At 47.8% G+C, this 25,348-nt stretch carries 22 protein-coding genes; 14 read left to right on the top strand and 8 right to left on the bottom strand.

Annotation, left to right across the window (positions count from 1 at the left end):
* Positions 1-190: 190 nt before the first annotated feature.
* Positions 191-2,011 carry an Lcl C-terminal domain-containing protein gene (locus QMG91_RS14340; protein WP_281827274.1) on the top strand — a complete coding sequence of 607 codons (1,821 nt, stop codon included), beginning with the start codon at positions 191-193 and terminating at the stop codon, positions 2,009-2,011.
* Positions 2,011-2,541 (top strand): Lcl C-terminal domain-containing protein, encoded by a 531-nt coding sequence (locus tag QMG91_RS14335; RefSeq protein WP_281827272.1) that lies wholly within the window; start codon positions 2,011-2,013, stop codon positions 2,539-2,541. The genes QMG91_RS14340 and QMG91_RS14335 overlap by 1 nt, the downstream gene beginning before the upstream one ends.
* Before the next feature lie 125 nt (positions 2,542-2,666).
* On the opposite strand, the gene QMG91_RS14330 is transcribed toward QMG91_RS14335, so the two are convergent.
* From QMG91_RS14330 to QMG91_RS14320, 3 genes are all read right to left on the bottom strand, one after another.
* Positions 2,667-3,077: a helix-turn-helix transcriptional regulator gene (locus QMG91_RS14330; protein WP_004407140.1), complete on the bottom strand. Its 411-nt coding sequence runs from the start codon at positions 3,075-3,077 to the stop codon at positions 2,667-2,669.
* Between the two features lie 79 nt (positions 3,078-3,156).
* Complete coding sequence (locus QMG91_RS14325; protein ID WP_281827269.1) at positions 3,157-3,564, bottom strand: hypothetical protein; 408 nt, start codon at positions 3,562-3,564, stop codon at positions 3,157-3,159.
* A gap of 1 nt (position 3,565) precedes the next feature.
* Entirely contained in the window at positions 3,566-5,881 is a 2,316-nt protein-coding gene (locus QMG91_RS14320) for a S8 family serine peptidase (RefSeq protein ID WP_281827267.1), read from the bottom strand.
* Between the two features lie 569 nt (positions 5,882-6,450).
* On the opposite strand from QMG91_RS14320, the gene prfC reads away from it, so the two are divergent.
* The gene (prfC, locus tag QMG91_RS14315) at positions 6,451-8,040 is read left to right on the top strand and encodes a peptide chain release factor 3 (protein WP_004407127.1); all 1,590 of its coding nucleotides are present in this window, start codon (positions 6,451-6,453) and stop codon (positions 8,038-8,040) included.
* Positions 8,041-8,095: 55 nt separating this feature from the next.
* Here the strand turns inward: prfC and dhaL are convergent, their stop codons facing one another.
* The 3 genes from dhaL to rpiB all read right to left on the bottom strand — a co-directional run bounded on the left by dhaL (position 8,096) and on the right by rpiB (position 10,279).
* Positions 8,096-8,743 carry a dihydroxyacetone kinase subunit DhaL gene (dhaL, locus tag QMG91_RS14310; protein WP_004407125.1) on the bottom strand — a complete coding sequence of 216 codons (648 nt, stop codon included), beginning with the start codon at positions 8,741-8,743 and terminating at the stop codon, positions 8,096-8,098.
* 2 nt (positions 8,744-8,745) lie between these two features.
* The gene (locus QMG91_RS14305) at positions 8,746-9,747 is read right to left on the bottom strand and encodes a dihydroxyacetone kinase subunit DhaK (protein ID WP_281827264.1); all 1,002 of its coding nucleotides are present in this window, start codon (positions 9,745-9,747) and stop codon (positions 8,746-8,748) included.
* A 67-nt stretch (positions 9,748-9,814) separates the two neighbouring features.
* Entirely contained in the window at positions 9,815-10,279 is a 465-nt protein-coding gene (gene rpiB / locus QMG91_RS14300; protein WP_022549779.1) for a ribose 5-phosphate isomerase B, read from the bottom strand.
* Between the two features lie 421 nt (positions 10,280-10,700).
* Between rpiB and QMG91_RS14295 the strand changes: the two genes are divergently transcribed.
* The 9 genes from QMG91_RS14295 (at position 10,701) to QMG91_RS14255 (ending at position 20,824) form a co-directional block, all read left to right on the top strand.
* Entirely contained in the window at positions 10,701-11,705 is a 1,005-nt protein-coding gene (locus tag QMG91_RS14295) for a substrate-binding domain-containing protein (protein ID WP_022589397.1), read from the top strand.
* A 72-nt stretch (positions 11,706-11,777) separates the two neighbouring features.
* Positions 11,778-12,539 (top strand): SDR family oxidoreductase, encoded by a 762-nt coding sequence (locus QMG91_RS14290; RefSeq protein ID WP_281827262.1) that lies wholly within the window; start codon positions 11,778-11,780, stop codon positions 12,537-12,539.
* Positions 12,540-12,551: 12 nt separating this feature from the next.
* On the top strand, positions 12,552-14,033 hold the full coding sequence (locus tag QMG91_RS14285) for a sugar ABC transporter ATP-binding protein (RefSeq protein ID WP_281827260.1): 1,482 nt from the start codon (positions 12,552-12,554) through the stop codon (positions 14,031-14,033).
* Between the two features lie 34 nt (positions 14,034-14,067).
* Positions 14,068-15,057 carry an ABC transporter permease gene (locus tag QMG91_RS14280; protein WP_022549783.1) on the top strand — a complete coding sequence of 330 codons (990 nt, stop codon included), beginning with the start codon at positions 14,068-14,070 and terminating at the stop codon, positions 15,055-15,057.
* A gap of 300 nt (positions 15,058-15,357) precedes the next feature.
* The gene (locus QMG91_RS14275) at positions 15,358-16,014 is read left to right on the top strand and encodes a DUF2291 family protein (RefSeq protein WP_045961819.1); all 657 of its coding nucleotides are present in this window, start codon (positions 15,358-15,360) and stop codon (positions 16,012-16,014) included.
* Entirely contained in the window at positions 16,011-17,543 is a 1,533-nt protein-coding gene (locus QMG91_RS14270; RefSeq protein ID WP_281827256.1) for a sugar ABC transporter ATP-binding protein, read from the top strand. The genes QMG91_RS14275 and QMG91_RS14270 overlap by 4 nt, the downstream gene beginning before the upstream one ends.
* 48 nt (positions 17,544-17,591) lie before the next feature.
* Positions 17,592-18,632, top strand: a complete 1,041-nt coding sequence (locus tag QMG91_RS14265; protein ID WP_022600229.1) for an ABC transporter permease — start codon at positions 17,592-17,594, stop codon at positions 18,630-18,632.
* Between the two features lie 92 nt (positions 18,633-18,724).
* Complete coding sequence (locus QMG91_RS14260) at positions 18,725-19,675, top strand: D-ribose ABC transporter substrate-binding protein (protein ID WP_281827252.1); 951 nt, start codon at positions 18,725-18,727, stop codon at positions 19,673-19,675.
* Positions 19,676-19,714: 39 nt separating this feature from the next.
* Entirely contained in the window at positions 19,715-20,824 is a 1,110-nt protein-coding gene (locus tag QMG91_RS14255) for an MDR/zinc-dependent alcohol dehydrogenase-like family protein (RefSeq protein WP_281827250.1), read from the top strand.
* A 55-nt stretch (positions 20,825-20,879) separates the two neighbouring features.
* Here the strand turns inward: QMG91_RS14255 and QMG91_RS14250 are convergent, their stop codons facing one another.
* Positions 20,880-21,848, bottom strand: a complete 969-nt coding sequence (locus tag QMG91_RS14250; RefSeq protein WP_004407105.1) for a sugar-binding transcriptional regulator — start codon at positions 21,846-21,848, stop codon at positions 20,880-20,882.
* Between the two features lie 131 nt (positions 21,849-21,979).
* Positions 21,980-22,885 (bottom strand): MurR/RpiR family transcriptional regulator, encoded by a 906-nt coding sequence (locus tag QMG91_RS14245; protein ID WP_004407103.1) that lies wholly within the window; start codon positions 22,883-22,885, stop codon positions 21,980-21,982.
* A gap of 409 nt (positions 22,886-23,294) precedes the next feature.
* On the opposite strand from QMG91_RS14245, the gene QMG91_RS14240 reads away from it, so the two are divergent.
* Positions 23,295-24,287 carry a thiamine pyrophosphate-dependent dehydrogenase E1 component subunit alpha gene (locus QMG91_RS14240; protein WP_022549789.1) on the top strand — a complete coding sequence of 331 codons (993 nt, stop codon included), beginning with the start codon at positions 23,295-23,297 and terminating at the stop codon, positions 24,285-24,287.
* 46 nt (positions 24,288-24,333) lie between these two features.
* A complete protein-coding gene (locus QMG91_RS14235; protein WP_038142466.1) occupies positions 24,334-25,344 on the top strand; it encodes an alpha-ketoacid dehydrogenase subunit beta in 1,011 nt (336 codons plus the stop codon).
* Positions 25,345-25,348 lie beyond the last annotated feature (4 nt).

Raw genomic sequence — 25,348 nt, 5'->3', positions numbered from 1 at the left:
GTCCTTCTGGGTGCGAATAATAGTCCTCTCAGTTCATATATAAATTTCGCATAACATACTGAATATAAAAGATATAACTCTTCTGTCTTAATATGAAATCAAAATTCCAATAATGAAATTGATTCTCATTAACATCTAAGTGGATTCACGTAAATTAAGGTGGATTTTTTAGTTGCTTGAGGATAGAAGCATGACTTTCAGATACTGGCCACAGTTCAAATCGACCTCGATTGCTCTGGCTGTCAGTACCGCACTGGTGGGATGTGGGGGCGGTGACTCGTCTTCTTCAGCGGTACCCGATACCCCGGTTACGCCACCGACATCAACCAAACAACCAGTAAACGTGCCACCAACACTTGCGATTTCGGCACCCGAACGCCAAAGCGAAGGTTCGATCGTCAGTATCCGTGTAGAAGCCAAGGATGCGGAAGATGACAAACTGGACATTCGTTGGGGACAAAAAAGTGGTCCCGCTGTGCCACTTACTAAAGTCAATGATACCCTGAACTTTGAAGCGCCGGATGTGCAGCAAGAAGAAACGCTTGTTTTTGAAGTCAGTGTCAATGACGGACATAACTCGGTAGTGAAGCAGGAAGTGGCCGTTACCGTTTACCCATTTGGGGCGAAACCAACGGTTGTGGTTTCTCAGAATGGAGAAGTCGATGGTGGGCACAACTTTGAACTGGTTGGGTCGGCGACCGATGATGGTGAAGTCGTATCTCTGGCATGGGAGCAGGTGATTGTCGGTGAAGAACCAACGGTTGAGCTGATTGTTGGTGAGACTGGTAAAGCGACCTTTGCGACACCAAATGTCGGTCACAATCCGCCAGTGGAACTGACGTTCAAGTTATCTGCGACGGATAACGAAGGTTTTGTGTCTACAGAGACACAGCTTGTCACTGTGCGCCCGCTACCTCCAGAAGTAGCAGCATCTGCACTGGGTAATCACCCTGGTGGTGTTGAGATTGCGATGCCGCTTGTTGTGACCAGTTATGCAGATCCTGCAACCCTGACTTACAAATGGGAGCAGGTCGGTGTGGGACCAGCGGTATGGTTGAAAGACACCGAAACCCCACAAGCAACAGCCGTTGTTCCTTACTCAAACACGATTGCAGATATCGCCATTCGAGCAACAGCAACGGATGCGTTCGGTCGCAGTGCTTCGGCAGAGTTTACCCTGACGGTAGAACCGACCGATCGCCCAGCGCCTGAAGGTGACTTAATATTAAATGATACCGGGGCGACGCTATGTGCAAACGACGCTTCTGACATCATTGTTGCCCCTATTCCGGGCGGCGGTCCTGTTGAATTTAAAGACAATAACCGTGTTGACTGCACCTTGCTGACAGATGACGAAGGCTTATCCATTCCTGCAAATCAGGATGGTCACTTCGGTCGTGACGTGCTTGCAAAAGAAGGCAGGCTGGCAAAAGTTGGCAGTGGTCGAGCAGGGTTTGATTTCTCTAAGCTGGACAACGAAGGGAATGCTCTACCGGTATCCGCAACAGAATGGGATTGTGTGAAAGATAACCACACTGGACTTATCTGGCAGGTCAAGAGCGACAAAACCGGTTTGCATGACAACACCAATACCTACACTTGGTATAACCCAGATCCAACGCGAAATGGCGGTAACGAAGGGCTTCAGAATGGCGGTTACTGCTCAGGTTCTGACTGCGATACTAAGGCTTACGTTGAAGCAACAAATGCCGCTGGTTACTGTGGCATTAACACCTGGTCATTACCCACATTCTATCAGTTAATTTCTATTGTGGATTTTGGTGCTGAAAAGAATACCGCAATGATTGATACAGATTTCTTCCCAGATACCAAAGATGGTACCTACTGGACTTCTCAGGCAACTCGTGGCCAGTACCAATACCCTTCGCACGTTGGGAATATTGTCAAAGTTTTCCATTTCTATGAAGGTCTGCCAAACCAGTTCAAAGATGATCGTAACTACATCCGTTTAGTTGCGCAGCCAGAGCAGAATGCAGGAGGAGCACAGTAATGAACCTGAAATGGATTGCGCCAGTGGCGTTAATGATTTCTGCGGCTGCAGGTGCGTGTGAATACCAGGAGAACCTGGAAGCTACCGCAACTGCTAATCGATTCACTCTGGGTGCTGATGGCACTGCCGTTGATAACATGACCAACTTGATGTGGACGCGTTGCACTCTGGGCAAAGAGTGGGACAACACGACTTCTGATTGTGTCAAAGTGGGTGATGTTCACCATAAGTGGTTTGAAGCACTAGAGAGCGCAGAAGCCTCGACTTATGCTGGTTATTCTGACTGGCGATTACCTAACATTAAAGAGTTGGTTTCTATTGTAGAGGTCGGCTGTTCTCGCCCGGCAGTGAATACAACGGTATTCCCAAGTATTCATGAAAAAGCGAAGCTTTGGAGCTCTACACCCGCTCAATATTATCAGAGTCTCATTTGGCAAGTTGACAATATTGGAGATATTGGAGCGGTCAATCGAAACAACGGATCCGGTAGCCGAGTCTTGTTCGTTCGGGAAGTAGTTACAGTACAATAATCAGAGTCAAAAGAAACCCTCGCAGCAATGCGAGGGTTTTTTATAGGTAAAACAAAATACTGGCAGCCAACTTAAGCCAGTAAAGTGTAGAGTCTGTTTTGCGTGTAACGTGATTTGTGATTCGGTTAATTCAGTTTTTTCTTGCAAATCCCGTTAGCATAAGGGCAGCCGTATTGGTGGAAGTGTTCAATCATTTCCGTTCTGTATTGAGAAGGTCCCGTACCAAAAACGCGTTTAAACGCATTGCAAAACGTTGCAGGGTTTTGGTAACCACTAGACAAAGCAACAGCCTTTACTGAAACGTTCTCATGACACAGCATCCTGCTGGCGATATGAAGTCTCATTTTATTTAAGTATTCGCAATACGTCGTATCCAGATAACGACGAAAATCGCGTTCGAGTTTTTTCCGATTTGGATAAGCGAGCTGTTCAACCAGCCAAGGCATATGGATCTTCTCGCCAGATGAAATAGCGTCATTCAGAATGCTATCGATCCGCTCTTTCCATTGTTGAGCTTCAGGCGTGTTCATTTCCATGTCGGTACTCCAATTTTTATTGTTATACGTTTATGCAAAAGGGCAAGCCCGCTAGGACTTGCCACTTTAGATGTTTCAATTAGTGCGCGATAAAGCGCTTTTCATCGGTTTCTATTCGAACCTTTCGGACTCGTTCGTCTCGGGTGAGACGAGCCTGTAGCTCATTGAGATCCACTTGTTTGGAAGCAGTGAATACTCCTAGCTTAGAGCCGGGGGTATAGCTTGAAAGCAGCAGCCCGAAGTCATGAGCGATTTGGCGAAGTTCGGATTCATCCTTCACCAGAATCAACAGTTTTCCGGTAACCGTAATGGTTTCCTGAGTCTGGGTGTTCAGAATACGGGTTTCTTCAACCAGTCGAGTTTTATCGTTGATAGCAGTTTCAGTGTGCCCTGCTGGTACAGAATTCGGGTGCAGTTGGTAAACCGGGTTTTGGGCAAATGCACCCCAGCTACCCAATACAGCGGAAAGCAATAATAGATTTTTCATATTAGTGACCTACGACTCTTAGGTTCGCCTTCTTGACCAGCGAATTAACCGTGTTATTGAAGTAAGAAGAGTGGAAGTTACTTGCTTCATTGATGCCGCTACCCGACGTGTCCAAGAAGCGAAGTTTCCACTTACCTTTAGCGTTTTCTCCGTAGAAAGCGTTTGCTGCAATCAGAGAATCTTTCAGGATGTATCCGTCTGCATACAGAGGGAATGGGCTATGAGCCGTCTGAACGGGTTCCAAAATGGCTTGACGAGAACTCAAAAGAATGCTCTTAGTACCTGCTGGTGAGGTAACTTCAATGGCTAAGTCAATACCTGCTGTAGACTGGCGTCTACCGTTGATGTAGGTGTCTTTAATGAATTCCTCGTTGTAGATATCCAGCATAAACTGCATGCTTTCGATGGTGACGTTGTCCGCGACTTCGACAATGAGTTCAGCACCGCTGGCGTTGTTATCAGGGATGGTGATCGGATTGACAGGTTGACCGTCTGCATTTTGAGCAATACCTACAGTCCAGTCAGTTTTGATCTGCGCTGGTAGTGGCTGCTTGTAATCCAGAGCCAGTTTCACCGCTTCACCCGCGTTAACGCGACCGAAACCGTAATGGTTGTTGAATTGGTAGCCCGCACCATTCTCAATCCAGCCCAGGTGAGCCACAAAGTTTCCGTTACCCGCCGGGATAGAAACTGTTGGATCTTCAGGGTTGTTTCTGTCTGATGTGCTGGCCAGAATGTGTTTGATATCACGCCAGCTTAGTGACGGGTTTGCAGAGGCAATCAGTGCAACTACACCAGATGTGTTTGGTGCTGCGGAAGACGTACCATTGAACGTGTTGGTGTAGTGGCACGTTAGGTTGTCTTCTTCCTTTCCTGCATTGAATGGGTAAAGGTCATGTGCAATTGCGTATTCAAATACGTAGTTATCCAGAACATCGAGTCGGTTTCTACCTGCATAGCCACGAAGACAGGTACTCTGGTCCGGAGTGACCATCGCCGGTTCCCAGTCGCCGTTTTCGCCAGCCGGAGCCGATACAAAGATGTTCGCGCCCGCTGTGGAGTAACTCGACTTAGTACCGTCCGCATTTACCGCACCGATAGCAATGTAATGCTCAAAAGAAAGGTTGGATTCTAATGCAGAGTTAGTACAGGTCAGACCGTACTCAATCGCGCCAGTGTGTTGACAGAAGTCTCCAGTAGAACCAGATGAAACAAAACTGTTCCCCGAAGACTTAACGTTAAGCGCACCTTTACCATCGCGAAGGTTGTTAACCGTGTGAGCGGTCATTTCAGCATCAATTTCGTCGTAGCTTTGGAAAGAGACCAAATCGCGTCCATAGCTTCGGTTGAACGCCACAACGGGTTCTTTCACTGAAATACCACTTCCCGTCATACCATGACTGATCATATTGTCGGAATCAGACTGAGTCTCCAGGAAGTTCATGCCAATCAGACTGGCGTCAGGCGCAACGCCACGACCACCAAGGTTGTTCCAGCCTTTAGCTGCAATCAGCCCGGCAACTGACGTACCGTGATCGCCATTAACACCGGTGTTGGTTGGATCTGTAGGAGAATGCGCCGCACGTTTGAAGTTCAGAGAGCGGTTTGGCAATACGTTGTCGACCAGATCTTCGTGAGCTATCTCAAGACCACTGTCTACCACCACTACAATGGTGTCTTTACCTGTTACGCCCAAAGCAAAGGCGGCTGGCACGTTCATGTCTTCACCAGCAACGCTGGCAGGGCGCGCTTGTAGCTCTGCGATTTTTTCATCAGCTCGTTCACGTGAATAACGCAGTTTGCTGTTCATCAGGTAGTCGTGCCAAAGTTCCGCGATACCTTCTGGCTGGGCATAAGCCATCTGACCCGTGTTATGCAGATGCCATTGTTGATCTGCCAGTGGATCACCCAATACCTGATCAATTTTGATGGTGACTGTTTCAGTTTGAGTGCCGGAATCGTTCTTCAGTGTGAACGTTTCTGCCTGTGCACTTTGCGACACATAAACAAGCTGATCACCACGTTTGATAACGTGACCATGCTGAGTTTCGATAACACCTTCCGTTGCTGTCAGTACTTTGCCTTCTTGCTCGATCGACCAAGTTGACAAATTCTCAGACAAGTAACGGTTCAGCCTGTGTGCTTTCCAGTGCTGCACATCTTGTGCTACCACATTTTTTTCCGCGTTTTTAGCGGCAGCAACGGGGGCCGTATTCTTTGTTGTACTGGACGTGCTATCGCTGTCATTACAGCCAGCAAGTGCTGAAGCAATCATTAGCGCTAACGTCGCTTTCCTGTACCTGTGTTCGATTTTCATTGGTTCCTCTGACATCAACAAATAAATCGGACACATGTTAATGGGAATAACTATCATTTACATTTGGATGTGATTTCAGAATGCGACAGTTTGTGTAACAAGAACTTTCATTTGAGACATTTTTATCCAATTGCGACGTGGAACCGTCAAATTGACGTTTTTGAGGGTGTTATGCGGTATTTTATCGACACGTTCGTGACGTTTGTAACACTATTGTAAAGTTTGACGGTCCTCGCAATAAAGTAAAATGGGTAAACAGAAAAGCCATTTTGTAAATGGTGTGATGACTTATTAATATGCGAAAAGCCGGTTTTCGGCAGCGTTCTCTTCGCCTTGTTTTTGCTCTTTCGATAACCAACTGGAAAGCTGAGCGTGGATCTCATACAATTGCGCCATTTCCTCACGCCTGATCATAAGACCGATGTAATAGCCTGAACGTCTACAAGACAGATTATTCCTCGCTATATGTGCCCGAGCCTCAGTTTGTGTGGCTTATCAGGCGTGTTGTGCACCCAGTTTTTTGTGTTATTGCCTACACAAGGCGGTAAACCAGTAAGAAGATTATTGAAATGTCTAATTCTCCTTTTGTTCAAGAAGTGTCGAAGCGCAGAACCTTCGCCATCATCTCTCACCCGGATGCGGGTAAAACCACCATTACAGAAAAGGTTCTTTTGTTCGGACGCGCGATTCAGTCTGCGGGTACAGTAAAAGGTCGTGGCTCTAGCCAGCACGCTAAATCTGACTGGATGGAAATGGAAAAAGAACGTGGTATCTCGGTGACCACATCGGTGATGCAGTTCCCATACAACGAATGTCTGGTTAACCTGCTTGATACTCCGGGACACGAAGATTTCTCGGAAGATACCTACCGTACACTGACTGCCGTTGACTCCTGTTTGATGGTGATCGATGCAGCGAAAGGTGTCGAGGATCGTACTCGTAAGCTGATGGAAGTGACTCGTCTGCGTGATACGCCAATCGTCACTTTTATGAACAAACTGGACCGCGACATTCGCGATCCAATGGAATTGCTGGATGAAGTAGAAAGTGAACTGAACATCGCTTGTGCTCCTGTATCCTGGCCAATTGGTTGTGGTAAAGAGTTCAAAGGCGTTTACCACATTCACCGCGACGAAACGATTCTGTACTCAACAGGTCAGGGCCACACCATTCAGGAAGAGCGTATCATCAAAGGTCTGGACAACGCAGAGCTAGATGAAGCCGTCGGTTCTGAGCTGGCAGAACAACTTCGTGAAGAGTTGGAACTGGTCGTGGGTGCTTCTCACGAATTCGATCGCGAATTGTTCTTAAGCGGTGAGCTGACACCTGTATTCTTCGGCACAGCATTGGGTAACTTTGGTGTTGACCACATGCTGGATGGCTTGACTGAATGGGCTCCGCTGCCACTTCCTCGTCAGGCGAATGAGCGTGAAGTTGAAGCGCAGGAAGAAAAGTTCTCTGGCTTCGTCTTTAAGATTCAGGCAAACATGGACCCGAAACACCGTGACCGCATTGCCTTTATGCGAATCGTATCGGGCACTTACAAGCAAGGCATGAAGATGAACCACGTTCGTCTTGGCAAGCAAGTGAGCATCTCAGACGCCGTAACCTTTATGGCAGGTGACCGTTCTCGTGCTGAAAACGCGTACGCGGGCGACATCATCGGATTGCACAACCACGGTACGATTCAGATTGGTGATACCTTTACACAAGGCGAAGCACTGAAATTCTCGGGCATCCCGAACTTTGCGCCAGAGCTGTTCCGTCGTATTCGCCTGAAAGATCCATTGAAGCAGAAGCAACTTCTGAAAGGTCTTGTTCAGCTTTCTGAAGAAGGTGCGGTACAGGTGTTCCGTCCACTACAAAACAACGACCTTATCGTTGGTGCGGTTGGTGTACTTCAGTTTGATGTGGTTGTGGCTCGTTTGAAATCTGAGTACAACGTTGAAGCGATTTACGAGAGCGTAAATGTTGCAACGGCTCGTTGGGTAGAGTGTGACGACGACAAGAAACTGGATGAGTTCCAGCGTAAGAACCAGACCAACCTGGCGTTGGATGGCGGCGACAACCTGAGTTACATCGCCCCAACTATGGTGAACCTGAATCTGGCTCAGGAGCGTTTCCCGGATATCAACTTCCGCGCTACTCGCGAACACTAATCGGTTTCTAAAGACCAACGAAAAACGTCGCCTTAGGGCGACGTTTTTGTTTGGGCTAACTTTGAAGCCGGGAAATAGTCGACTGCGCTAACTGACTGAGTATCAGTGAGCACGACACCGCACCAGCATCCAACACGCCCACAGAGCGTTCACCCAGTCGGCTGGAGCGACCTATTTTGGATACCAAGTCTTTGGTCGATTCCGCCCCCGCTTTTGCTGCCGCTTCCATATTGCTCAAGCTACCCTCAAAGGAAAACTCTTCGCGCACACTTTTTTGCATCGCTTCTACTGCCGGAACTAGGGTGTCCATAATGCATTTGTCACCTACTTTGGCGTCGCTGATGTCTTGCAATCCGATTAGCCCTTCAGAAAGAATTTCAGCAAAGTCTTGTTGGGTGATTTGCTCTTTGCCGTCGGCTTCAAGCCCCATTGCAACAAATACGCTGCCATAAATCGGACCCATAGAACCACCAATCGAGCCCATTAAAATATTGGCCAATACCTGAAAAGCCTGACCCAGATTAACATCGTTCAGCTTTTCCAGATCCGACTTACACAATGCAAATCCCTTTGCCATATTGATGCCGTGGTCTCCATCACCAATCAGCCCGTCAATCTCGCTAAGGTAGGCTTTGTTTTCAACAATCACATCGCAAATCTCAATCATGATGGCTTTGCCGTCGAGTGCATTTAGGTACGCCATAATCAACCCTCCTGATGGAATCCGATGGAGTGTGCGGGTGCGTCGATAAGCGGTTTCAGGCGCTCGTCTGCCTTCATAACTGTCAGCGTCGCGCCATGCATTTCCAGAGAAGTGAAATAGTTACCCACGTATTGTCGGTGAATGCGAATGCCCTGTTCTTCGAGTAACGTAGCCACCTCATAATAAAGAATGTGCAGCTCGTTGTTGGGCGTTGCACCTAGACCAGAAATCAACACCACGACATCATCACCGGATGAGAAAGGAAGATCATTAACGACGGCATCCGTCATTATTTTTGCCATTTGCGCCGCCGGAACCAGATCGCTGACATCAATTCCCGGTTCACCGTGATGCCCGATACCCACTTCCATTTTTCCCGGTTCTATATGAAAGTTTGGCTTGCCAACCGCAGGGATAACGCAGGGAGATAAACCAATTCCAATACTGCGCGTGCTATCTATGGCGTGCTGTGCGAGCTCAATGACCGAGTCCAAATCGTCACCTCTTTCAGCCGCCGCTCCGGCGACTTTCCACATCAGGATTTCGCCAGCGACACCACGGCGTTTCTCCAGATCAGTCGGAGGAGCAGAGGGGACATCGTCATTTGCAATGACAGTCTTTATAGTAATGCCTTGTTTTTCTGCCATTTTACACGCCATCTTGACGTTCATATTGTCGCCCGCGTAGTTACCGTATAAGCAGGCAACGCCTTTTCCTGAATCGGCGGCTTTGGCGGCATCCAGAAAACTGATGGCAGTGGGAGAAGAGAAAATTTCACCGACAGCGACGGCATCCAGCAGGTTACGTCCTACATACCCAAGAAACGCTGGCTCGTGCCCGGACCCACCACCCGTGATAACGCCGACTTTTCCCGGTGTTAACTGGCTGTTTTTTACTACTCGTGGATTGTCGGTTGCGGTTATGTATTGAGGGTATGCAGACAAATAACCCTTGAGAGAGTCTTCGACGACCTGGTCTGGGTCATTAATGATTCTTTGCATCATAGTAGGTTCCTTCCTTCTATTTTTGAATATTGGCTAAATGTGAAAGTGCAAAGGGGCTATGTATATCTTAGTCTTTCTTATTCGAGGCATTTTCATAAAACTGAATTCGCTCAACTTTGGGACCAGAGCGACCAGCTTCAAATTCCGACTCCAGAAACGCTTTTACAATCTCTTTGGCAAGTTCGGTTCCAATCACTCTCGCACCTAAAGTGAGAATTTGGGCATTATTACTCTTTCTGGCGCGCTGAGCTGAATACGTATCATGAGCCTGCGCCGCTCTTATTCCCGGGACTTTATTGGCAGTGATCGCCATACCAATACCTGTCCCACAAAACAAAATGCCTCGCTGGTGTTTACCAGAGCGAATCGATGTTGCCAGTTCATAGGCTACGTCTGGGTAACTTGTACCATCCAGACAAAGATCACCAAAATCTTCAACATGAAACCCCTGTTCTTTGAGAAACGCCATGATGGAATTCTTCAAATCTGTTGCTGCATCATCACTGCCAATGGCGATTGAGAAGTCGTCCATCTTGCCTCCTTACCTTTTTGCTCATGTGTTTTTGTGATGAACATATGAACGGTTAATTTTCATTTGTGTTGACTAGGTTGTTGTAAAAGTGACCAAGTGTCAATTGTGTAATTTTAAAAATATCAATAGTACTTATGGTTTTTAAAATGTATTTTTATAATTAAAACAAATAGTTATTTACATTATTTATTTTTGGTCTTATAAGTAAGATAAACCATGTTAAAAATATGTGATCTCAAACATGCATTGTTCAAATGTTGGTCATATTATTCAAATGAACAGATTGAGGTGTGGATGTTCATTTTCACAGTGAGTGGGAATGCAGGCTTCTTGCTTCTGTCTATCCTATAAAACAAAGCCATAAAAAATTGAGTTGTGCGCTCAGAAGGAAAGACTTTGGCTGCAAACAAAGGGAATGATTATGAGACATGCTTTTAGGAAAACCTCACTGATGCTGGCAACAGCTGCTCTCCTTATGGGCGCTCAGACGGTGTCTGCAAAAACAGTGCGAATTGGTGCTGCTGTTTACGGATTGCAGGCAGAATTCATGCAGCTCTGGAGTAACGCGGCAAAGCAGCATCCTGCTGTGAAGTCAGGCGACGCAGAAGTCACTGTTTTTGATGGGCGTTACGACGCGCTAGTGCAGGAGAACCAGTTTGACACCATGGTGACTCGTCAGTTTGACGCCATCGTTTTTGTTCCTATTGATGCAGTCGCATGTGCGAGCGCAGTGGCTAAGGCGGCGGCCGCCAACATTCCTGTTGTGGGATCAAATACCCGCTGTAACTCGGATCAGCTCGCTTCCTTTGTGGGTTCCGATGATGTGAAAGCAGGGGAAATGGTCGCAAATGCAGTATTAGAGAAAATTGGGTTTAAGGGCAATGTGGTGGTGATCGAAGGACCGATTGGTCAGTCGGCGCAAATTGACCGCGCACAAGGCATCAAAAATGTTCTTGATAAAAATCCAAATGTGAAGGTATTAGAAAAGCGCACAGCAAACTGGTCTCGTGCGGAAGCACTCTCCCTAATGGAAAACTGGCTAACGGCACATCGTGGAAAAATCGACGGCATCATTGCTCAAAATGATGAAATGGCTCTGGGTGCAATCGAAGCCATAAAAGCGGCTGGGCTAAAAGTTGAAGACTTCTCTATTGCTGGTGTGGATGGCATTACCGATGCGTTAACCGCAGTAAAAGATGGCAGCATGGAATCGGTGCTTCAGGATGCTGAAGCTCAGGCGCATGGTGCAATTGACGTGGCTATCCGTCAGGTCGTTGGCAGCAGCTACCAACCCAAATCCCCAATCTGGGCAGCCTATAAAGCGGGCATGCCATGGAATGATGGTGCGCAAAAACATTACAACGTGCCCTGGACGCCAGTCACCTTGGAAAATGTTGACCAGTTGCTCAGCAAACGTGGTAATTAATCTCTGATCATAACGGCACCCTTAGCTTGTGGCTTGGGGTGCTTGTTTACATATTTAGCAAAGGAGACAGGCATGCAGCGAGTACCCAATCATGAGTTTTCACTGGCTGGAAAAACGGCAATGGTCACCGGGGGAGCCGCGGGGATTGGTCATGCGATTTGTGAGGCGTATCTGGCAAAAGGGGCGAACGTCGTGTTACTGGATGTACACCCTGACGTAGGGAAGATTGCCGAGCAATTAAGTACGAGCAATGCCGTTGGCATTAAGGTCGATGTTACCAGTCGTCAAAGCATTCAACTGGCGACAGATGAAGTGAAAAGCCGATTTGGTGGCATCGATATTCTGGTGAACTGCGCTGGGATCGTTGCTCTGGATGACGCTCTGGAGTTGTCCGACCAGGATTGGGACAACACCATGAACATTAACCTGAAAGGCGTGTACCTGATGAGCCAGATCGTAGGAAGAGAAATGGTGGCAAGAGGGTACGGTCGAATCGTGAATATCGCTTCTCAGGCAGGCATGGTCGCAATAGACAAACATTTAGCCTATTGCGCAAGCAAGGCAGGGGTTATTTCCCTAACACAGGTTCTGGCTCTGGAGTGGTCACCAAAAGGGGTCACCGTGAACGCGATATCTCCGACTGTCGTTTTAACCGAGTTAGGTAAAAAAGCGTGGTCGGGAGACATGGCAGAAGAAATGAAACTGAAAATTCCCACACGACGCTTTGCTGAGCCTCATGAAATCGCATCAGCTGCGGTTTATCTCGCGAGCGATGAGGCAGCGATGATCAGTGGAGCCAATCTGGTGATCGATGGCGGATACACCATCCAGTAATCGGAGAGCAAGATGACGGAATATGTTCTGCAGGCGACGGGCATTAAAAAAACATTTTCGGGTGTTGTGGCGCTAAAAAACGGGGAGCTGAACCTTCGAAAGGGCACCATTCACGCGCTGTGTGGGGGGAATGGGGCTGGGAAGTCGACTTTTCTGAACGTGCTCATGGGCATCTATGCCAGAGATGAAGGAGAAATACTGCTCAACAGTTTACCCGTAAAATTTGCCAGTCCGTCGCAGGCACTGAAAGCTGGAATATCTTTTATCAGCCAGGAACTGGAACCTGTTCCTGCAATGACGGTCGCTGAAAATATCTATCTCGGGCGTGAGCCTAAGAAGCTGAGTGGGCTGGTGGTCGATAAAGAGACCATGGAAGCCAATACCGCGCAGCTGCTTAAAGAACTTAAATTCGATATTTCCGCCACGGCGTTGATGCGTGATCTTAGCTTATCTCAGATTCAGTTGGTGGAGATTGCAAAAGCCATCTCTTATCAGGCACGCATCATTATTATGGATGAACCGACCTCAGCTATCGGTGAGCAGGAGGTGGATGATCTGTTTGAAACCATGCGCCAGCTTAAAGCGTCCGGCACATCCATCATTTACGTTTCGCATCGCATGAATGAACTGTTTCGCATTGCCGATGACTACTCCATTTTCCGGGACGGTCAGTTCATTCAATCCGGCTCCATGCAGGATATCGATCACCACGAACTGATTAACTTAATTCTTGGTTCTGAACTGGAAGAAGAATACGCCAAATTCAATCAGCTAACCGATGAGCCACTTATGCAGGTTCACCAGTTGGGGAATGAAGAAACGTTTGAACCCGTCGACTTAACCCTTCATCAAGGGGAGATTCTTGGAATATTTGGTTTGATGGGCGCCGGAAGAAGCGAGTTTCTTGAAACGGTGTTTGGCATTCGGGAAGCCAGCCAGGGAGAGGTCGAGCTGAATGGCGAACGTTATCTCCCTGACTCACCTAAACAAGCCATGAACAAAGGGCTGGCACTGGTAACAGAAGACAGAAAAGGCAGTGGGCTATTTCTTGAATCGAGTGTGCTTCAGAACATTTCTTATGCCTCTCTAAATCACTTGTCTCGCTGGGGGGTGTTGAAATTGAATCGGGAGCAGGACGTATCCAATGACATGTTTGATCGCTTTTCAATAAAAGCCACCAAAGACATGCCCGTCAAAAGTCTGAGTGGTGGTAATCAGCAAAAAGTGGTGTTAGCGAAATGGATGGCGACTCAACCCAAAGTTCTGTTGCTGGACGAACCCACAAGAGGGGTCGATGTGGGCGCCAAGCGGGAAATTTACCAATTTATGTCTCAATTTGCCCAAGAGGGACGAGCCATCATCCTGGTTTCCTCTGAAATACCGGAAATATTAGGAATGAGCGACAGAGTGATTGTATTTCGCAAAGGAAAAGTGGCAGGAGAACTGTCAAAAGAGGCGCTCAGTCAGGAAGCGCTCTCAAGGCTCGCGTCTTAACCTCCAAAAAAAGCTAATCGAAGGATTGAATTAGATGGATACAAAACAACAAGTACAGACAAATCAAAGTGCAAACGAGAGCCACAAGGTGAATTGGCGAACCTTCGCTGCTAAGTATGGAATTGTCTTAGCCTTCATTGCGATTTGCCTTATTTTATCGATTGCCAGTCCGTACTTTTTAACCGCTAACAACCTGATCAATGTCCTTCGTCAAACCTCAATAAACGGGATACTTGCGCTTGGGATGACCTTTGTCATTCTGACTCGGGGTATTGATTTGTCTGTCGGGTCAATGGTGGCCTTCACTGCCATGGTCGCCGCAAGCTTTGCGACAGGGTCGGGGAATACCGCCGTTATGGCACCGGTATTACTTGGTATGGGTGCTGGTCTGGCACTTGGGGCAGCAAATGGTTTTGTGATTGCTAAGTTTGCGGTTCCTCCTTTTGTGATGACCCTTGGCATGCTCAGTATGGCGCGCGGACTGACTCTGATTTACAGCGACGGGATGCCAATTTCCAATCTCAACCCAAGTTACAAGTTCATTGGGCAAGGCTTGGTCATGGGTGTACCAATGCCCGTCATTCTGTTTCTGGCGGTGTTTGCCATCAGCTGGTTTGTGCTCAGATACACTACCTATGGGCGTTATGTGTATGCCGTAGGTGGTAACCCCAAAGCTGCTAGAACGTCGGGAATCAGCGTTAAGTGGGTGACCTTTAGTGTTTATGGCATTGCGGGTTTGCTAAGTGGTTTAGCGGGACTGATTTTGTCTGCCCGAACTTCCGCAGCTTTGCCGCAGGCAGGCGTCGCCTATGAGCTGGATGCGATTGCGGCGGTGGTGATTGGAGGAACCAGTTTAGCGGGTGGAGTGGGAAGCGTTGTAGGGACGCTATTTGGCGCCTTGATTATCGGTGTTCTAAACAATGGTCTCGATCTTCTTGGCGTCTCTTCTTTTTACCAGCAAGTCGTCAAAGGAGCCATCATTGTGTTGGCAGTCATGATGGATCGTTCTCGATTGAAAGAGTGATATACCCTTTGTTCATTTGATTTGTTATTAATTCAAATGTTGCACATTTTTGTGCGGTTTTGGCTAGGCTCTATACAAATGAACCGACTCTACTTATCTGAATTTTCAAATCTCATTTAACTTCGTAATTATTCTCTCATCTTTAAAAGCCCCATTTTATGGGGTTTTGTTTCTTAATTGTTTCGATTTTGTTTTAAATTTGAGGGTGTCTATCTGTCATATTGTGATATTTGTCACTAAATGTTCAAATGTTAGTAGTAGTATACAAATGAACAATATTTAAACGGTATGGAAACTGTGATGACAAATAACAATGCCTTGCTCCCGGCAAAAAGGGGAGGATCCTCTTTGTGGTTATGGCTTGGATCGCTCGCCTTGACCGTTGCAGTCATTCTGGACACCAAAGTGGTTGTGATTGGTTCTGAAGACGACACTCGCCAACAGGCATTTTCTGTTGATGGTTATGCTTTAAAAACTTTTCCCGAAATTCAAAGCAGCATTGTCTCCCGAGCGGTGGACGCTAACGAGCTTGCAAACGCAATAACAGAAAACAAAAAGAAGGCGGCCGAGAAATACGGCGTAAAGTCCAAAGGTGGCATCGGTTCTGTCATTCCCGTTTCATTTCAGGGGCTGGTCGAAAAGGGAAAGTCGGGCATTTTTTCGGTCAACATTGAAGGTATTCCAGAGAAGATCCGAGTACGAGTTCAGACTGGACCTGCCATCAATGGAACGGATCTTAGGGATGCAACCGGCACCATTGGGTTTAACCAGTTTAAAAACCAGATTGAGTATCAAGATGTCGGGGCGGCGCTCAACAATGAAATGAAAAGGCAGGTGCTGTCTTCGATAGACAATAAAAATCTGGAAGGGAAACGGATTGCTGTTACCGGCGTATTCAAATTGATCAACGCCAAAAACTGGCTGGTCACTCCGGTTAAGTTTGAGGTCCAGCCATGAATCCCAATAACAACATGAGTACCGACGTGATCATGGAAGCGAGGCAAGTGTCTAAGTCTTTCGGTAACACTCACGCCCTGAAAGCCGTTAATTTTTCGATTTATCGCGGCCAGGTCACCACGCTGTTTGGAGAAAATGGGGCAGGGAAGTCGACCCTGATGAATGTCCTGTCCGGCATTCTTCGCCCTTCTAAAGGCGACATTCTGCTCGATGGCGAACCTGTTGTATTCCATTCCGCCAATGAAGCACGCGCGCAAGGGATTTGTATCATTCACCAGGAACTGAGTCTGGCGCCCAATTTAAATGTTCGTGACAACATTTTTATGGGGCGTGAAATTCAGACCTCGTTTGGTGTGGACTACGCAGAGGAAGAGCGTCAAACACGCGCGCTTATGAGTGAGCTGGAAGAAGATATCGATCCTCTCACCCGAATTGAAGACCTTCGGCTTGGTCAGCAGCAACTGGTAGAAATTGCGCGAGCCCTCTCTGTTAATTCCAGAATTCTCATTATGGATGAACCCACTTCAGCGTTAAGTGCTGCCGAGGTTGAGGTCCTGTTTAAAGTGATCAGAGACCTCACCAGCCGGGGAGTCTCCATTGTTTATATCTCCCACCATCTGGAAGAAGCGCTACAGATTACTGATCACGCTCTGGTACTTAGAGATGGTGCCATGACGGCATACGCGCCCCGAGCCGACATCGATCTTAGCTGGATTGTCAGGCATATGGTGGGAGACAACTACAGTCTGGGTCAGCCTCCTCAGGAAGCGATGCAACAAGAGGTTGTCCTCAATATTAACAATCTGTCTGTCGATGACCCTTCTGGCTCGGAGTTTAAGTTGGTTGATCAGCTCTCTCTTAGCCTTCATCGAAATGAAATCGTTTGCATTTACGGGTTAATGGGCGCTGGCAGAACTGAGTTAATGGAGTGCATTGCTGGTCGTTTAAAAGAATCGTCCGGTCAGGTTGAAATGAACGGGCAGGCGCTCACAGGCATGAGTATCGCTGAGAGAATCGATGCCGGGCTGGTGTTAGTACCCGAAGACCGACAACGCGACGGTCTGGTTCAGACCATGAGTGTCGGGAGCAACCTGTCACTTGCCAGCATTGGACATTTTGTCCGGCGTTACCTGCTCTCCAGTGGAAGCGAAGCCGCTCTGGTTTCTGACTCAATTCAGAATGTCACGATAAAGACCGACGGTCCTGACAGCCAGATTGGTGCTTTGTCTGGGGGAAATCAGCAGAAAGTCGTGATAGGAAAAATGCTCGCCACGCGACCTAAAGTGATTCTTCTGGATGAGCCCAGCCGAGGAATTGATATTGGCGCAAAAGCAGAAGTGTTTAAGTTACTTAGCCAGCAGGCGAGCCAAGGGTTATCCGTCATCTACTCAACCTCTGAGATTGAAGAGTGTTTGAGTATTGCACATCGAATCGTGGTGCTTCGACGAGGAAAAATTTCAGCCATTTTTGATTCGAATGCAGTCAAGGAAGACATCATGGCGGCTTCAGGCGAATCACTCATCGCCTAGAAATCATCACCAGAGAAACCACTCACCAATCATTATGGAGTAAGGGATATGTCCACTGAGGTACAGACGTCACGATTGGAAGCCAAATCGCAGCTTAGTAAAGGAAAAGAACTGGCTCGGTTTTTATTGGAAGGCAGAGCGTTTTTCGCTTTGATTGCTATCGTTATCTCCTTTTCGTTGCTGTCTCCCCACTATCTCACTGTCGAAAACATGATGATCATGTCATCGCATGTCGCGATTTTTGGCTTGCTGGCGATAGGCATGCTGCTGGTGATTCTGAATGGCGGAATCGACCTTTCTGTCGGGTCGACCCTCGGCTTGTGCGGTGTATTCGCCGGGTTCCTGATGCAAGGCATCACCATCGAATGGGGAGGTGTGATTCTCTATCCACCCGTCTGGGTAGTGGTTCTACTGACGTGTGGTCTGGGTGCCTTGGTTGGAGTGATTAACGGAGTGCTGATTGCCTACCTGAAAGTACCAGCATTTGTTGCCACTTTAGGAACCCTTTACGTTGCCAGAGGTGTGGCACTACTGATGACAAATGGGCTGACATACAACAAATTGGCGGGGGATCCACTTCTTGGAAATACAGGCTTTGACTGGCTTGGATTCAATCGAATTGCGGGTGTGCCCATTGGAGTCATCGTGCTCGGCGTGGTAGCTGCCATTGTCGCCATCGTGCTGATAAAAACCAGCTTTGGTCGCTGGCTGTATGCGTCTGGTGGTAACGAGAGAGCAGCGGAACTCTCAGGCGTACCTGTAAAACGCGTCAAGGTCTGGGTTTATGTAATTTCTGGAGTGTGCGCCGCCATTGCAGGGCTGGTGCTCTCTTCTCAACTGACCTCAGCAGGACCGACGGCGGGGACCACTTATGAGCTGACTGCCATTGCGGCAGTCGTCATCGGTGGCGCTGCGCTAACCGGTGGGCGAGGCAACGTAAACGGTACGCTTTTGGGCGCATTCGTCATCGGCTTCTTATCGGATGGTCTGGTGATGATTGGCGTGTCCGCTTACTGGCAAACCGTGTTTACCGGCACCGTAATCGTCTTTGCTGTGTTACTTAACAGCATCCAGTACGGTCGCCGTTAGAGTTCAGGTCATGGTCGTTGCCAGGTTCCAGTTAACCGCAATGCCATGACCAAAACGTAAGGATGTAAAACTTAGGACAAGGAGCAATACCAATGAACAACAAATTAAAAACCATTTGGCTGACCTGGCTTTCAGTCATTGCCGTTGTGTTTAGCGGAACTGCGTGGGCAAACGGATTGATTTCAATCATCATCAATGACCCTTCTAACCCGTATTGGTACACCGAAGGTGAAGTGGCAAAAGCGACAGCATTGGAAATGGGGTATCAGGCAAACGTGAGCGCCCACAAAGGCGACACCAATACCGAAAGTAAATTGGTTGATACTGCCATTACCAACAAATCCGTTGCCATCATTCTGGACCCTGCAAATGCCGATGGATCAATAGGTGCGGTGCGCAAAGCAGTGAACGCGGGTATTCCAGTCTTCCTCATTAATGCCGAGATTAACCAGGAAGGATTAGCCAAAAGCCAGCTCGTGTCGAATAACGCTCAGGGAGCAGCACTCGGTGCAATGCAATGGGTAGAGAGTGTCGGTGAAAGCGGCAAATATGTAGAACTGTTTGGTGCGCCTTCGGATAACAATGCCGCAACGCGTTCTAATGGTTTCAAAACCGTGTTAAGCCAATACCCGGATCTAGAGCTCGCGGCGTCTGATGTGGCTAACTGGGATCGCACTCAGGGTTACAACAAAATGCAGTCTATGTTGCAGTCCAACCCAGACATCATTGGCGTTATTAGTGGTAACGATGAAATGGCGTTAGGTGCTATTGCCGCGCTAAAAGAGTCCGGAAAACTCAGCAAGGTCAAAGTGGGCGGGTTTGACGGTTCACCTGATGCTGTCGATGCCGTTAAAGCCGGAGAGCTTGAGTACACCGTTCTTCAGCCTGTGGCTGTTTTTGCTGCTGAGTCTATCCGTCAGGCAGACAACTTTATTCGAACCGGTAAGACAGGTGCGGATACCGAGAAACAGCTATTTGATTGTCTGCTCATAACCGCAGACAACGCCGATAAATACACAGGTCCTTTTGTGTTGGCGGAGTAAGTCAGTTCAAGAGTTCCTACTCAGTAAAAGGAGAAAGCGATGTGTGAACAACATGTGTCAGCTCAACAGCGTGCTGAAGCGGCTATTCCTACGACCATGTCGGCTGTGGTGGCATATGCCCCCGGCGATTACCGCTTGGAAGAAGTCTCGTCTCCAGAAATCAGTGCTGGTGAAATTCTGATAAAAGTTGAAGCGTGTGGCATCTGTGCTGGTGACCTCAAGGCGTACCATGGGGCTCCCAGTTTCTGGGGGGATGAAACCCAGCCCGCATACATAAAAGCCCCCATGATACCGGGTCACGAGTTCATTGGTCGGATAGTGGCGATCAGTGAAGACGTGGAAGGCTTCGCTGTCGGCGACCGAGTGATATCAGAACAAATCGTGCCGTGCTGGGATTGCCGGTTCTGTAAAAGTGGTCAGTACTGGATGTGCCAGAAGCACGATGTGTATGGGTTTCAGAACAACGTAAATGGCGGGATGGCGCAATACATGAAGTTCCCCAAGGAAGCCATTAACTTCAAGGTGCCAGAAGATCTTCCAATAGAAAAAGCCGTATTGATTGAACCTTATGCATGCTCGTTTCATGCGGTTCAGCGAGCCAACATTCAGCTAGGCGATACAGTGGTTATAGCGGGTGCTGGCACGCTTGGTTTAGGCATGATTGGAGCCGCTAAAAAAGCGGGCGCTGAAACTTTAGTTGTCTTGGACATGAAAGATGAGCGGTTAGAGCTGGCAAAGAAATTCGGTGCGGATATCGTTCTGAATCCTTCCAAAGTCGATACCGAAGCAGAAATCAAAGCCATGACCGAAGGTTATGGCTGCGATGTGTACATTGAAGCCACTGGTCATCCCAAATCGGTCGAGCAAGGATTGCTTTGTATCCGAAACTTAGGGCGGTTTGTGGAATTCAGCGTATTCAAAGATCCTGTGACGGTGGACTGGAGCATCATCAGTGACAGAAAAGAACTGGATGTGCTGGGCTCGCACCTGGGACCTTACTGTTATCCTCTGGTGATCAAGGGGATTGTCGATGGCAGCTTACCCACAGAAGGGGTCGTCACGCATTTCTTACCACTCAGTGAATTCGAGAAAGGATTTGAATTGGTGAGCAGCGGTAAGGATGCGCTCAAGGTGGTGTTAGTTCCTTAAGATAAATACCCCTTTACTCATCGGGCAACAAAGCCCGGTGGGGAAGGGGATATTCTTACGATTTCTTTATCGCATCGTCCAGGCTGAGCACCGTGAGCGCGTTGGCGTAACTGGTTGCCAGCGTATCGATAGCGCCAGTGCGTAAAGCTCCTAAAATGCCAGCGGCTTTGGTTGATTCACTGGCAATGGCAATCACATTGGGGATGCGCAGCAGGTCGTCTAACTGCAAACCAATCACTCTTCCTTGCATCTTGGTCGTTGATTCTTTTCCGTGAATATCAATGAAGTCATACCCCATCATATCCCCAACCGTGCCATTGAGCCTGGCTTCCGCAATTTCCTGCGGTGAAAACCAGCCCATTCTTACCATGTTGGAATCTTCACTCATATCACCGATGCCCACCAGCGCAAAGTCTGCTCGGCGTGCTTTGTCCAATGTCTGTTTTACGGTGCTGTTCTTGAGTAACTCTTCCATGAGCGTCATATTCTGGACAAAGGCAGGCGCATAAAGGGACTGGCTTTTACCTCCGAATTTGCTCGCCAGACGACGGCATATATGATCAGGGTTGATGAGCTCTCCCGCTTTGAGAGAACCACCTATTGCACATACGAAAGTGCAGGAGTGTTGTTTATCAGCGAACACGTTATCGGCAACGGCTGCGACATTGCGCCCCATGCCGACGGCGACCACGCTTTCTTCTTCTAACTGGCTGGTAAAGTAGTCTGATACTAACGCCGCGACTTCTTTTCTCTGAACGTCAGGGTTGGCATAGTCTGGGGCAATCAACGCACGCTTAATGCCAAACTTTTCAATTAAGTTCTGCTCAAGGTCGTTTATCAGGGCGGGGTGATGCTTTACCCGAACGTCAACAATGCCTTCTGCATGTGCTCTTTTAAGCAATCGGCCGACTTTCATTCTAGAGATGTCAAATCGGCTGGCGATGGCTTCCTGAGTTTCACTTTCGATGTAGTAAAGTGTCGCGATTTCAGTCATCAACTGAAACTCAGATGTATCGTTCGGCATGGATTAGTCCTTTAACTATGCGTGTAGTCCGAGTTTAACAAAATCGTATACCTAAGTAACCTGACTACGTCGGGTTACTGAGTGACGAGAATGTGTTTTATTTTAGACGGAATGACAGAAATTTTACGCCTTTAACTCTCTCCGTAGCGAGACTGACCCTGATAGTATTTCTCCAAGGCATCCCGGGTCAGTTCTAACGATACTTTTGCTTCTTTGCCGCGGCGGAACATCAATGCCAGATAAATCAGATCAATCAGGTATAGCTGACAGACTCGCCCTTCAAGGAAGTCGCCATATAGGGGAACTTGTCTCGGGTTGAGGTTGTGCCAGGTCAGTAAGGTATGATCGGCGCTTTGTGCCACAATAGAATCTTTTGCGCTGGTAATGGCAACGGTACTTGCACCGTTATTTTTTGCCTGAATCAGAGCCTTAGCAACGGTTTCCGTTTCGCCAGTGTGTGAGATCCCAATCATTACCGCGTCAGAAGGCAGAGTAGAGGCGACGATGGTTTGGGTATATCCATCGCAATAGCTGGCAGCATCAATACCGATTTTCAGTAGTAAGTGCACCGCCTCGTCACAAACTTCTGCAGCGCCACCCACACCAACCAACACAACTTTGCTGGCGTTATGAATAGCATCAACGGCATGTTCAAGGTTTTCATAGTCCAGATTTTTCTGAGTCGTGCCCAAACCGTTGATCAAAGCATTCATCAGTTTCTGGCTCAGGACGACCAATGAGTCTTTTTCTGATAGCTCGCTGGGGATGTTAGGAATAGTATTTTCTTCAGCAATGCTACTGGCTGCCGCCATCGACAATTTCAGGTCTGAATAACCCGCATAACCTATGGAGCGCGTGAACCGGCTGATTGTCGCTTCACTGATTTCCAGTTTGTCCGCAAACTCTGTGATTGAGTAGTTAAGCCTTTTTCCTAAATGGCTCAAAATAAAGTCTGCGACCAACCTTTCCGATTTGCGCAACTTTTCATAATTTGAGTGGATCCGTTCCACCAGTTCGGTGCCTGCTTGCTTGTCCATTCTGTTCATCTTCTCATTCAGTCATTGGGCTATTCAAACACAAAATATAAATGTAAGTAATTTTTAACATCCATAATCCTACGGAAATTTCAGTAAGTCAATTTTCCAGTTCACAGCCTTTTCAAATAAATTAGTAAAATAATTTTCACAAACTGTGATCTTTCTCAGATTTGATTTTTTAATTCAATAAAAACAATTGATTATGTTTATTTTTTCAATCTTTTTAGTAAATGGGAAATGACTTATATCGACTCTAATTGCTTATATTTTATACTGTTTGTGTGGTTGTAAGTATATGGTTTTTGATATGTGTGAAATTATTTACATTTAAAATCGTACGATCTATAGTCAGTTCCATATTGAGAAAACACCACGGAAAACAGGTTTAAGTAAAGAGTTGGGTAACGACATGGACGCGACGAAAATACAAGCGGAAACACAGGTCTCCAGCGAGACTTTGAAAAAAATTTTCACAAGCTGCTACAAAACGCGCTTGTTCGAAACTGAAGGGATCAGGCTTTATCGACAGGGTCACGTAAGAGGGTATTTTCATCCTTACTTAGGGCAGGAAGGTATTGCAGCAGGGGCGTGTGCCGCGGCGGATCAAAGCATTGATTTCATCGCTTCTACACACAGAGGGCACGGTCACTGTATTTCCTGGGGCGCGGATGTGAAACGCATGCTTTCAGAACTTTTGCAAAAGAAAGAAGGGTATTGCAAAGGCTACGGTGGCTCAATGCACATTGCAGACATTCAGTCCAACAACCTGGGAGCTAACGGCATCGTGGGTGCAGGGACACCCATTGGTGTAGGTAGTGCACTGGCCAATCAGGTGAAAGACAGCGATGCCGTCACCATAGTGTTTACCTCTGATGGCGGTGTAAACAACGGAACATTTCTGGAAGCTCTAAACCTTGCTGCTATCTGGAATCTCAACGTGGTACTCATCATCGAGAACAACCAATACGCAGTATCGACACCGATTGAAGAATCAACTAGACAAACCGAGCTGTATCGACGGGGTGAAAGCATTGGTGTTCCCAGTTATCTGGTTGACGGGAACGACCCACTGGCGGTTTACGAACGGGTGTCGGAAGCTTGCGATTTATGCCGTGCAGGCAAAGGACCCGTCTTAATTGAAGCCAAAACGTATCGTCATTCAGGGCACCACGTCAACGATCCGGGCACTTATATGCCTGAAAACAAACTCCAGTATTACAAAGACCGAGACCCGGTTATTTCAGCTCGCGACAACCTTAGAACTCTGGGTGGTTACACCGAAGAACAGGTGACGGCGCTGGAAGAACAGATTGAATCTGAACTGGAAGAAGCACTGGCGTTTGCCTTAGCGGGTACACAGGTCAGTGTGGAAGAGTTTAAGCAGGCAATTGAAGACTATTAAGCGAACCGGAAAAACCGATTCAAAGGAATGAAACATCAAAGGAGAGATGGTTTTGGCTAGCAGAGAAATGATGTACCGGGAAGCGCTTCGAGAAGCTCTCGACGAAGAAATGGCAAGAAACAGCGATGTCTTCATTATTGGTGAAGGGATAGCGGAACGAGGCGGTTCATACAAAGTCACCGAAGGGCTGCTTGCCAAATACGGTGAACGACGAGTTCGTGATACGCCAATTTCAGAAGCCAGCATGATTGGTGTGGGCGTTGGCGCTGCCATATCGGGTGCGAGACCGATTGTAGAAATTCTTTATGTCGATTTCGCCATGTTAGGCATGGATCAGATCGTCAATCAGGCAGCCAAGTTCCGGCTTATGACCGGCGGTTCGGGAAATGTCCCGTTTGTGCTTAGAACTCAGGGTGGCGCTGGTGGCGGAGTGGCGGCTCAACACTCACAGAGTCTGGAAGCCCTTTTCTATCACATTCCTGGTTTGCGCGTGGTCATGCCGTCCACACCCCGTGATGCCAAAGGGTTGCTGAAACATGCACTCAGACAGCCGAACCCAGTGATGTTTATTGAGCACAAGCATCTCTACATGACCAAAGGAGATGTGCCGGAAGAAGAGTACGAAATCGAATTTGGACAGGCGGATGTGAAACGCGAAGGGGCGGACGTCACTTTGGTTGCCTGGTCGAACATGATCCCTCGTTCACTGGAAGTCGCAGAAGAGATGGCAAAAGAGGGCATTTCTGTGGAAGTCATTGACCCAAGAACTCTGGTTCCGCTGGATGAAAACACCATCATTGAATCCGTTAAGAAAACCAATCGGGTGGTGATTGTGCAGGAAGCGGTGCGCCGCGGTGGTGTGGCATCAGACATCTGCTCCATCATTCAGGACAAGGTGTTTTATTACCTCGATGCGCCGATAGAAATCGTGGCCGGGCTGAATACCCCAATCCCATTCAATCTGGAGTTGGAAAAAGCATCGATTCCGCAGAAGGAACAGATCCGAGAAGGCATTTTGAAAGTGGTGCACAGCACGGTTCAGAGCGAAGCCGGTTAACAGG

Source organism: Vibrio nigripulchritudo (assembly GCF_027924785.1).
Taxonomy (GTDB): Bacteria; Pseudomonadota; Gammaproteobacteria; order Enterobacterales; family Vibrionaceae; genus Vibrio; species Vibrio nigripulchritudo.
This window is presented reverse-complemented; position numbering and strand designations above follow the sequence as displayed.

What these genes read in the sequence shown, in the direction of transcription:
- QMG91_RS14320 (WP_281827267.1), bottom strand. Translation starts at nt 5,881, where the DNA reads ATGAAAATCGAACACAGGTACAGGAAAGCGACGTTAGCGCTAATGATT.
- QMG91_RS14260 (WP_281827252.1), top strand. Translation starts at nt 18,725, where the DNA reads ATGAACAACAAATTAAAAACCATTTGGCTGACCTGGCTTTCAGTCATT.
- QMG91_RS14335 (WP_281827272.1), top strand. Translation starts at nt 2,011, where the DNA reads ATGAACCTGAAATGGATTGCGCCAGTGGCGTTAATGATTTCTGCGGCT.
- QMG91_RS14295 (WP_022589397.1), top strand. Translation starts at nt 10,701, where the DNA reads ATGAGACATGCTTTTAGGAAAACCTCACTGATGCTGGCAACAGCTGCT.
- QMG91_RS14270 (WP_281827256.1), top strand. Translation starts at nt 16,011, where the DNA reads ATGAATCCCAATAACAACATGAGTACCGACGTGATCATGGAAGCGAGG.
- QMG91_RS14340 (WP_281827274.1), top strand. Translation starts at nt 191, where the DNA reads ATGACTTTCAGATACTGGCCACAGTTCAAATCGACCTCGATTGCTCTG.
- QMG91_RS14280 (WP_022549783.1), top strand. Translation starts at nt 14,068, where the DNA reads ATGGATACAAAACAACAAGTACAGACAAATCAAAGTGCAAACGAGAGC.
- QMG91_RS14245 (WP_004407103.1), bottom strand. Translation starts at nt 22,885, where the DNA reads ATGGACAAGCAAGCAGGCACCGAACTGGTGGAACGGATCCACTCAAAT.
- QMG91_RS14265 (WP_022600229.1), top strand. Translation starts at nt 17,592, where the DNA reads ATGTCCACTGAGGTACAGACGTCACGATTGGAAGCCAAATCGCAGCTT.
- QMG91_RS14330 (WP_004407140.1), bottom strand. Translation starts at nt 3,077, where the DNA reads ATGGAAATGAACACGCCTGAAGCTCAACAATGGAAAGAGCGGATCGAT.
- QMG91_RS14275 (WP_045961819.1), top strand. Translation starts at nt 15,358, where the DNA reads ATGACAAATAACAATGCCTTGCTCCCGGCAAAAAGGGGAGGATCCTCT.
- dhaL (WP_004407125.1), bottom strand. Translation starts at nt 8,743, where the DNA reads ATGGCGTACCTAAATGCACTCGACGGCAAAGCCATCATGATTGAGATT.
- prfC (WP_004407127.1), top strand. Translation starts at nt 6,451, where the DNA reads ATGTCTAATTCTCCTTTTGTTCAAGAAGTGTCGAAGCGCAGAACCTTC.
- QMG91_RS14285 (WP_281827260.1), top strand. Translation starts at nt 12,552, where the DNA reads ATGACGGAATATGTTCTGCAGGCGACGGGCATTAAAAAAACATTTTCG.
- QMG91_RS14325 (WP_281827269.1), bottom strand. Translation starts at nt 3,564, where the DNA reads ATGAAAAATCTATTATTGCTTTCCGCTGTATTGGGTAGCTGGGGTGCA.
- QMG91_RS14240 (WP_022549789.1), top strand. Translation starts at nt 23,295, where the DNA reads ATGGACGCGACGAAAATACAAGCGGAAACACAGGTCTCCAGCGAGACT.
- rpiB (WP_022549779.1), bottom strand. Translation starts at nt 10,279, where the DNA reads ATGGACGACTTCTCAATCGCCATTGGCAGTGATGATGCAGCAACAGAT.
- QMG91_RS14235 (WP_038142466.1), top strand. Translation starts at nt 24,334, where the DNA reads ATGGTTTTGGCTAGCAGAGAAATGATGTACCGGGAAGCGCTTCGAGAA.
- QMG91_RS14255 (WP_281827250.1), top strand. Translation starts at nt 19,715, where the DNA reads ATGTGTGAACAACATGTGTCAGCTCAACAGCGTGCTGAAGCGGCTATT.
- QMG91_RS14250 (WP_004407105.1), bottom strand. Translation starts at nt 21,848, where the DNA reads ATGCCGAACGATACATCTGAGTTTCAGTTGATGACTGAAATCGCGACA.
- QMG91_RS14305 (WP_281827264.1), bottom strand. Translation starts at nt 9,747, where the DNA reads ATGATGCAAAGAATCATTAATGACCCAGACCAGGTCGTCGAAGACTCT.
- QMG91_RS14290 (WP_281827262.1), top strand. Translation starts at nt 11,778, where the DNA reads ATGCAGCGAGTACCCAATCATGAGTTTTCACTGGCTGGAAAAACGGCA.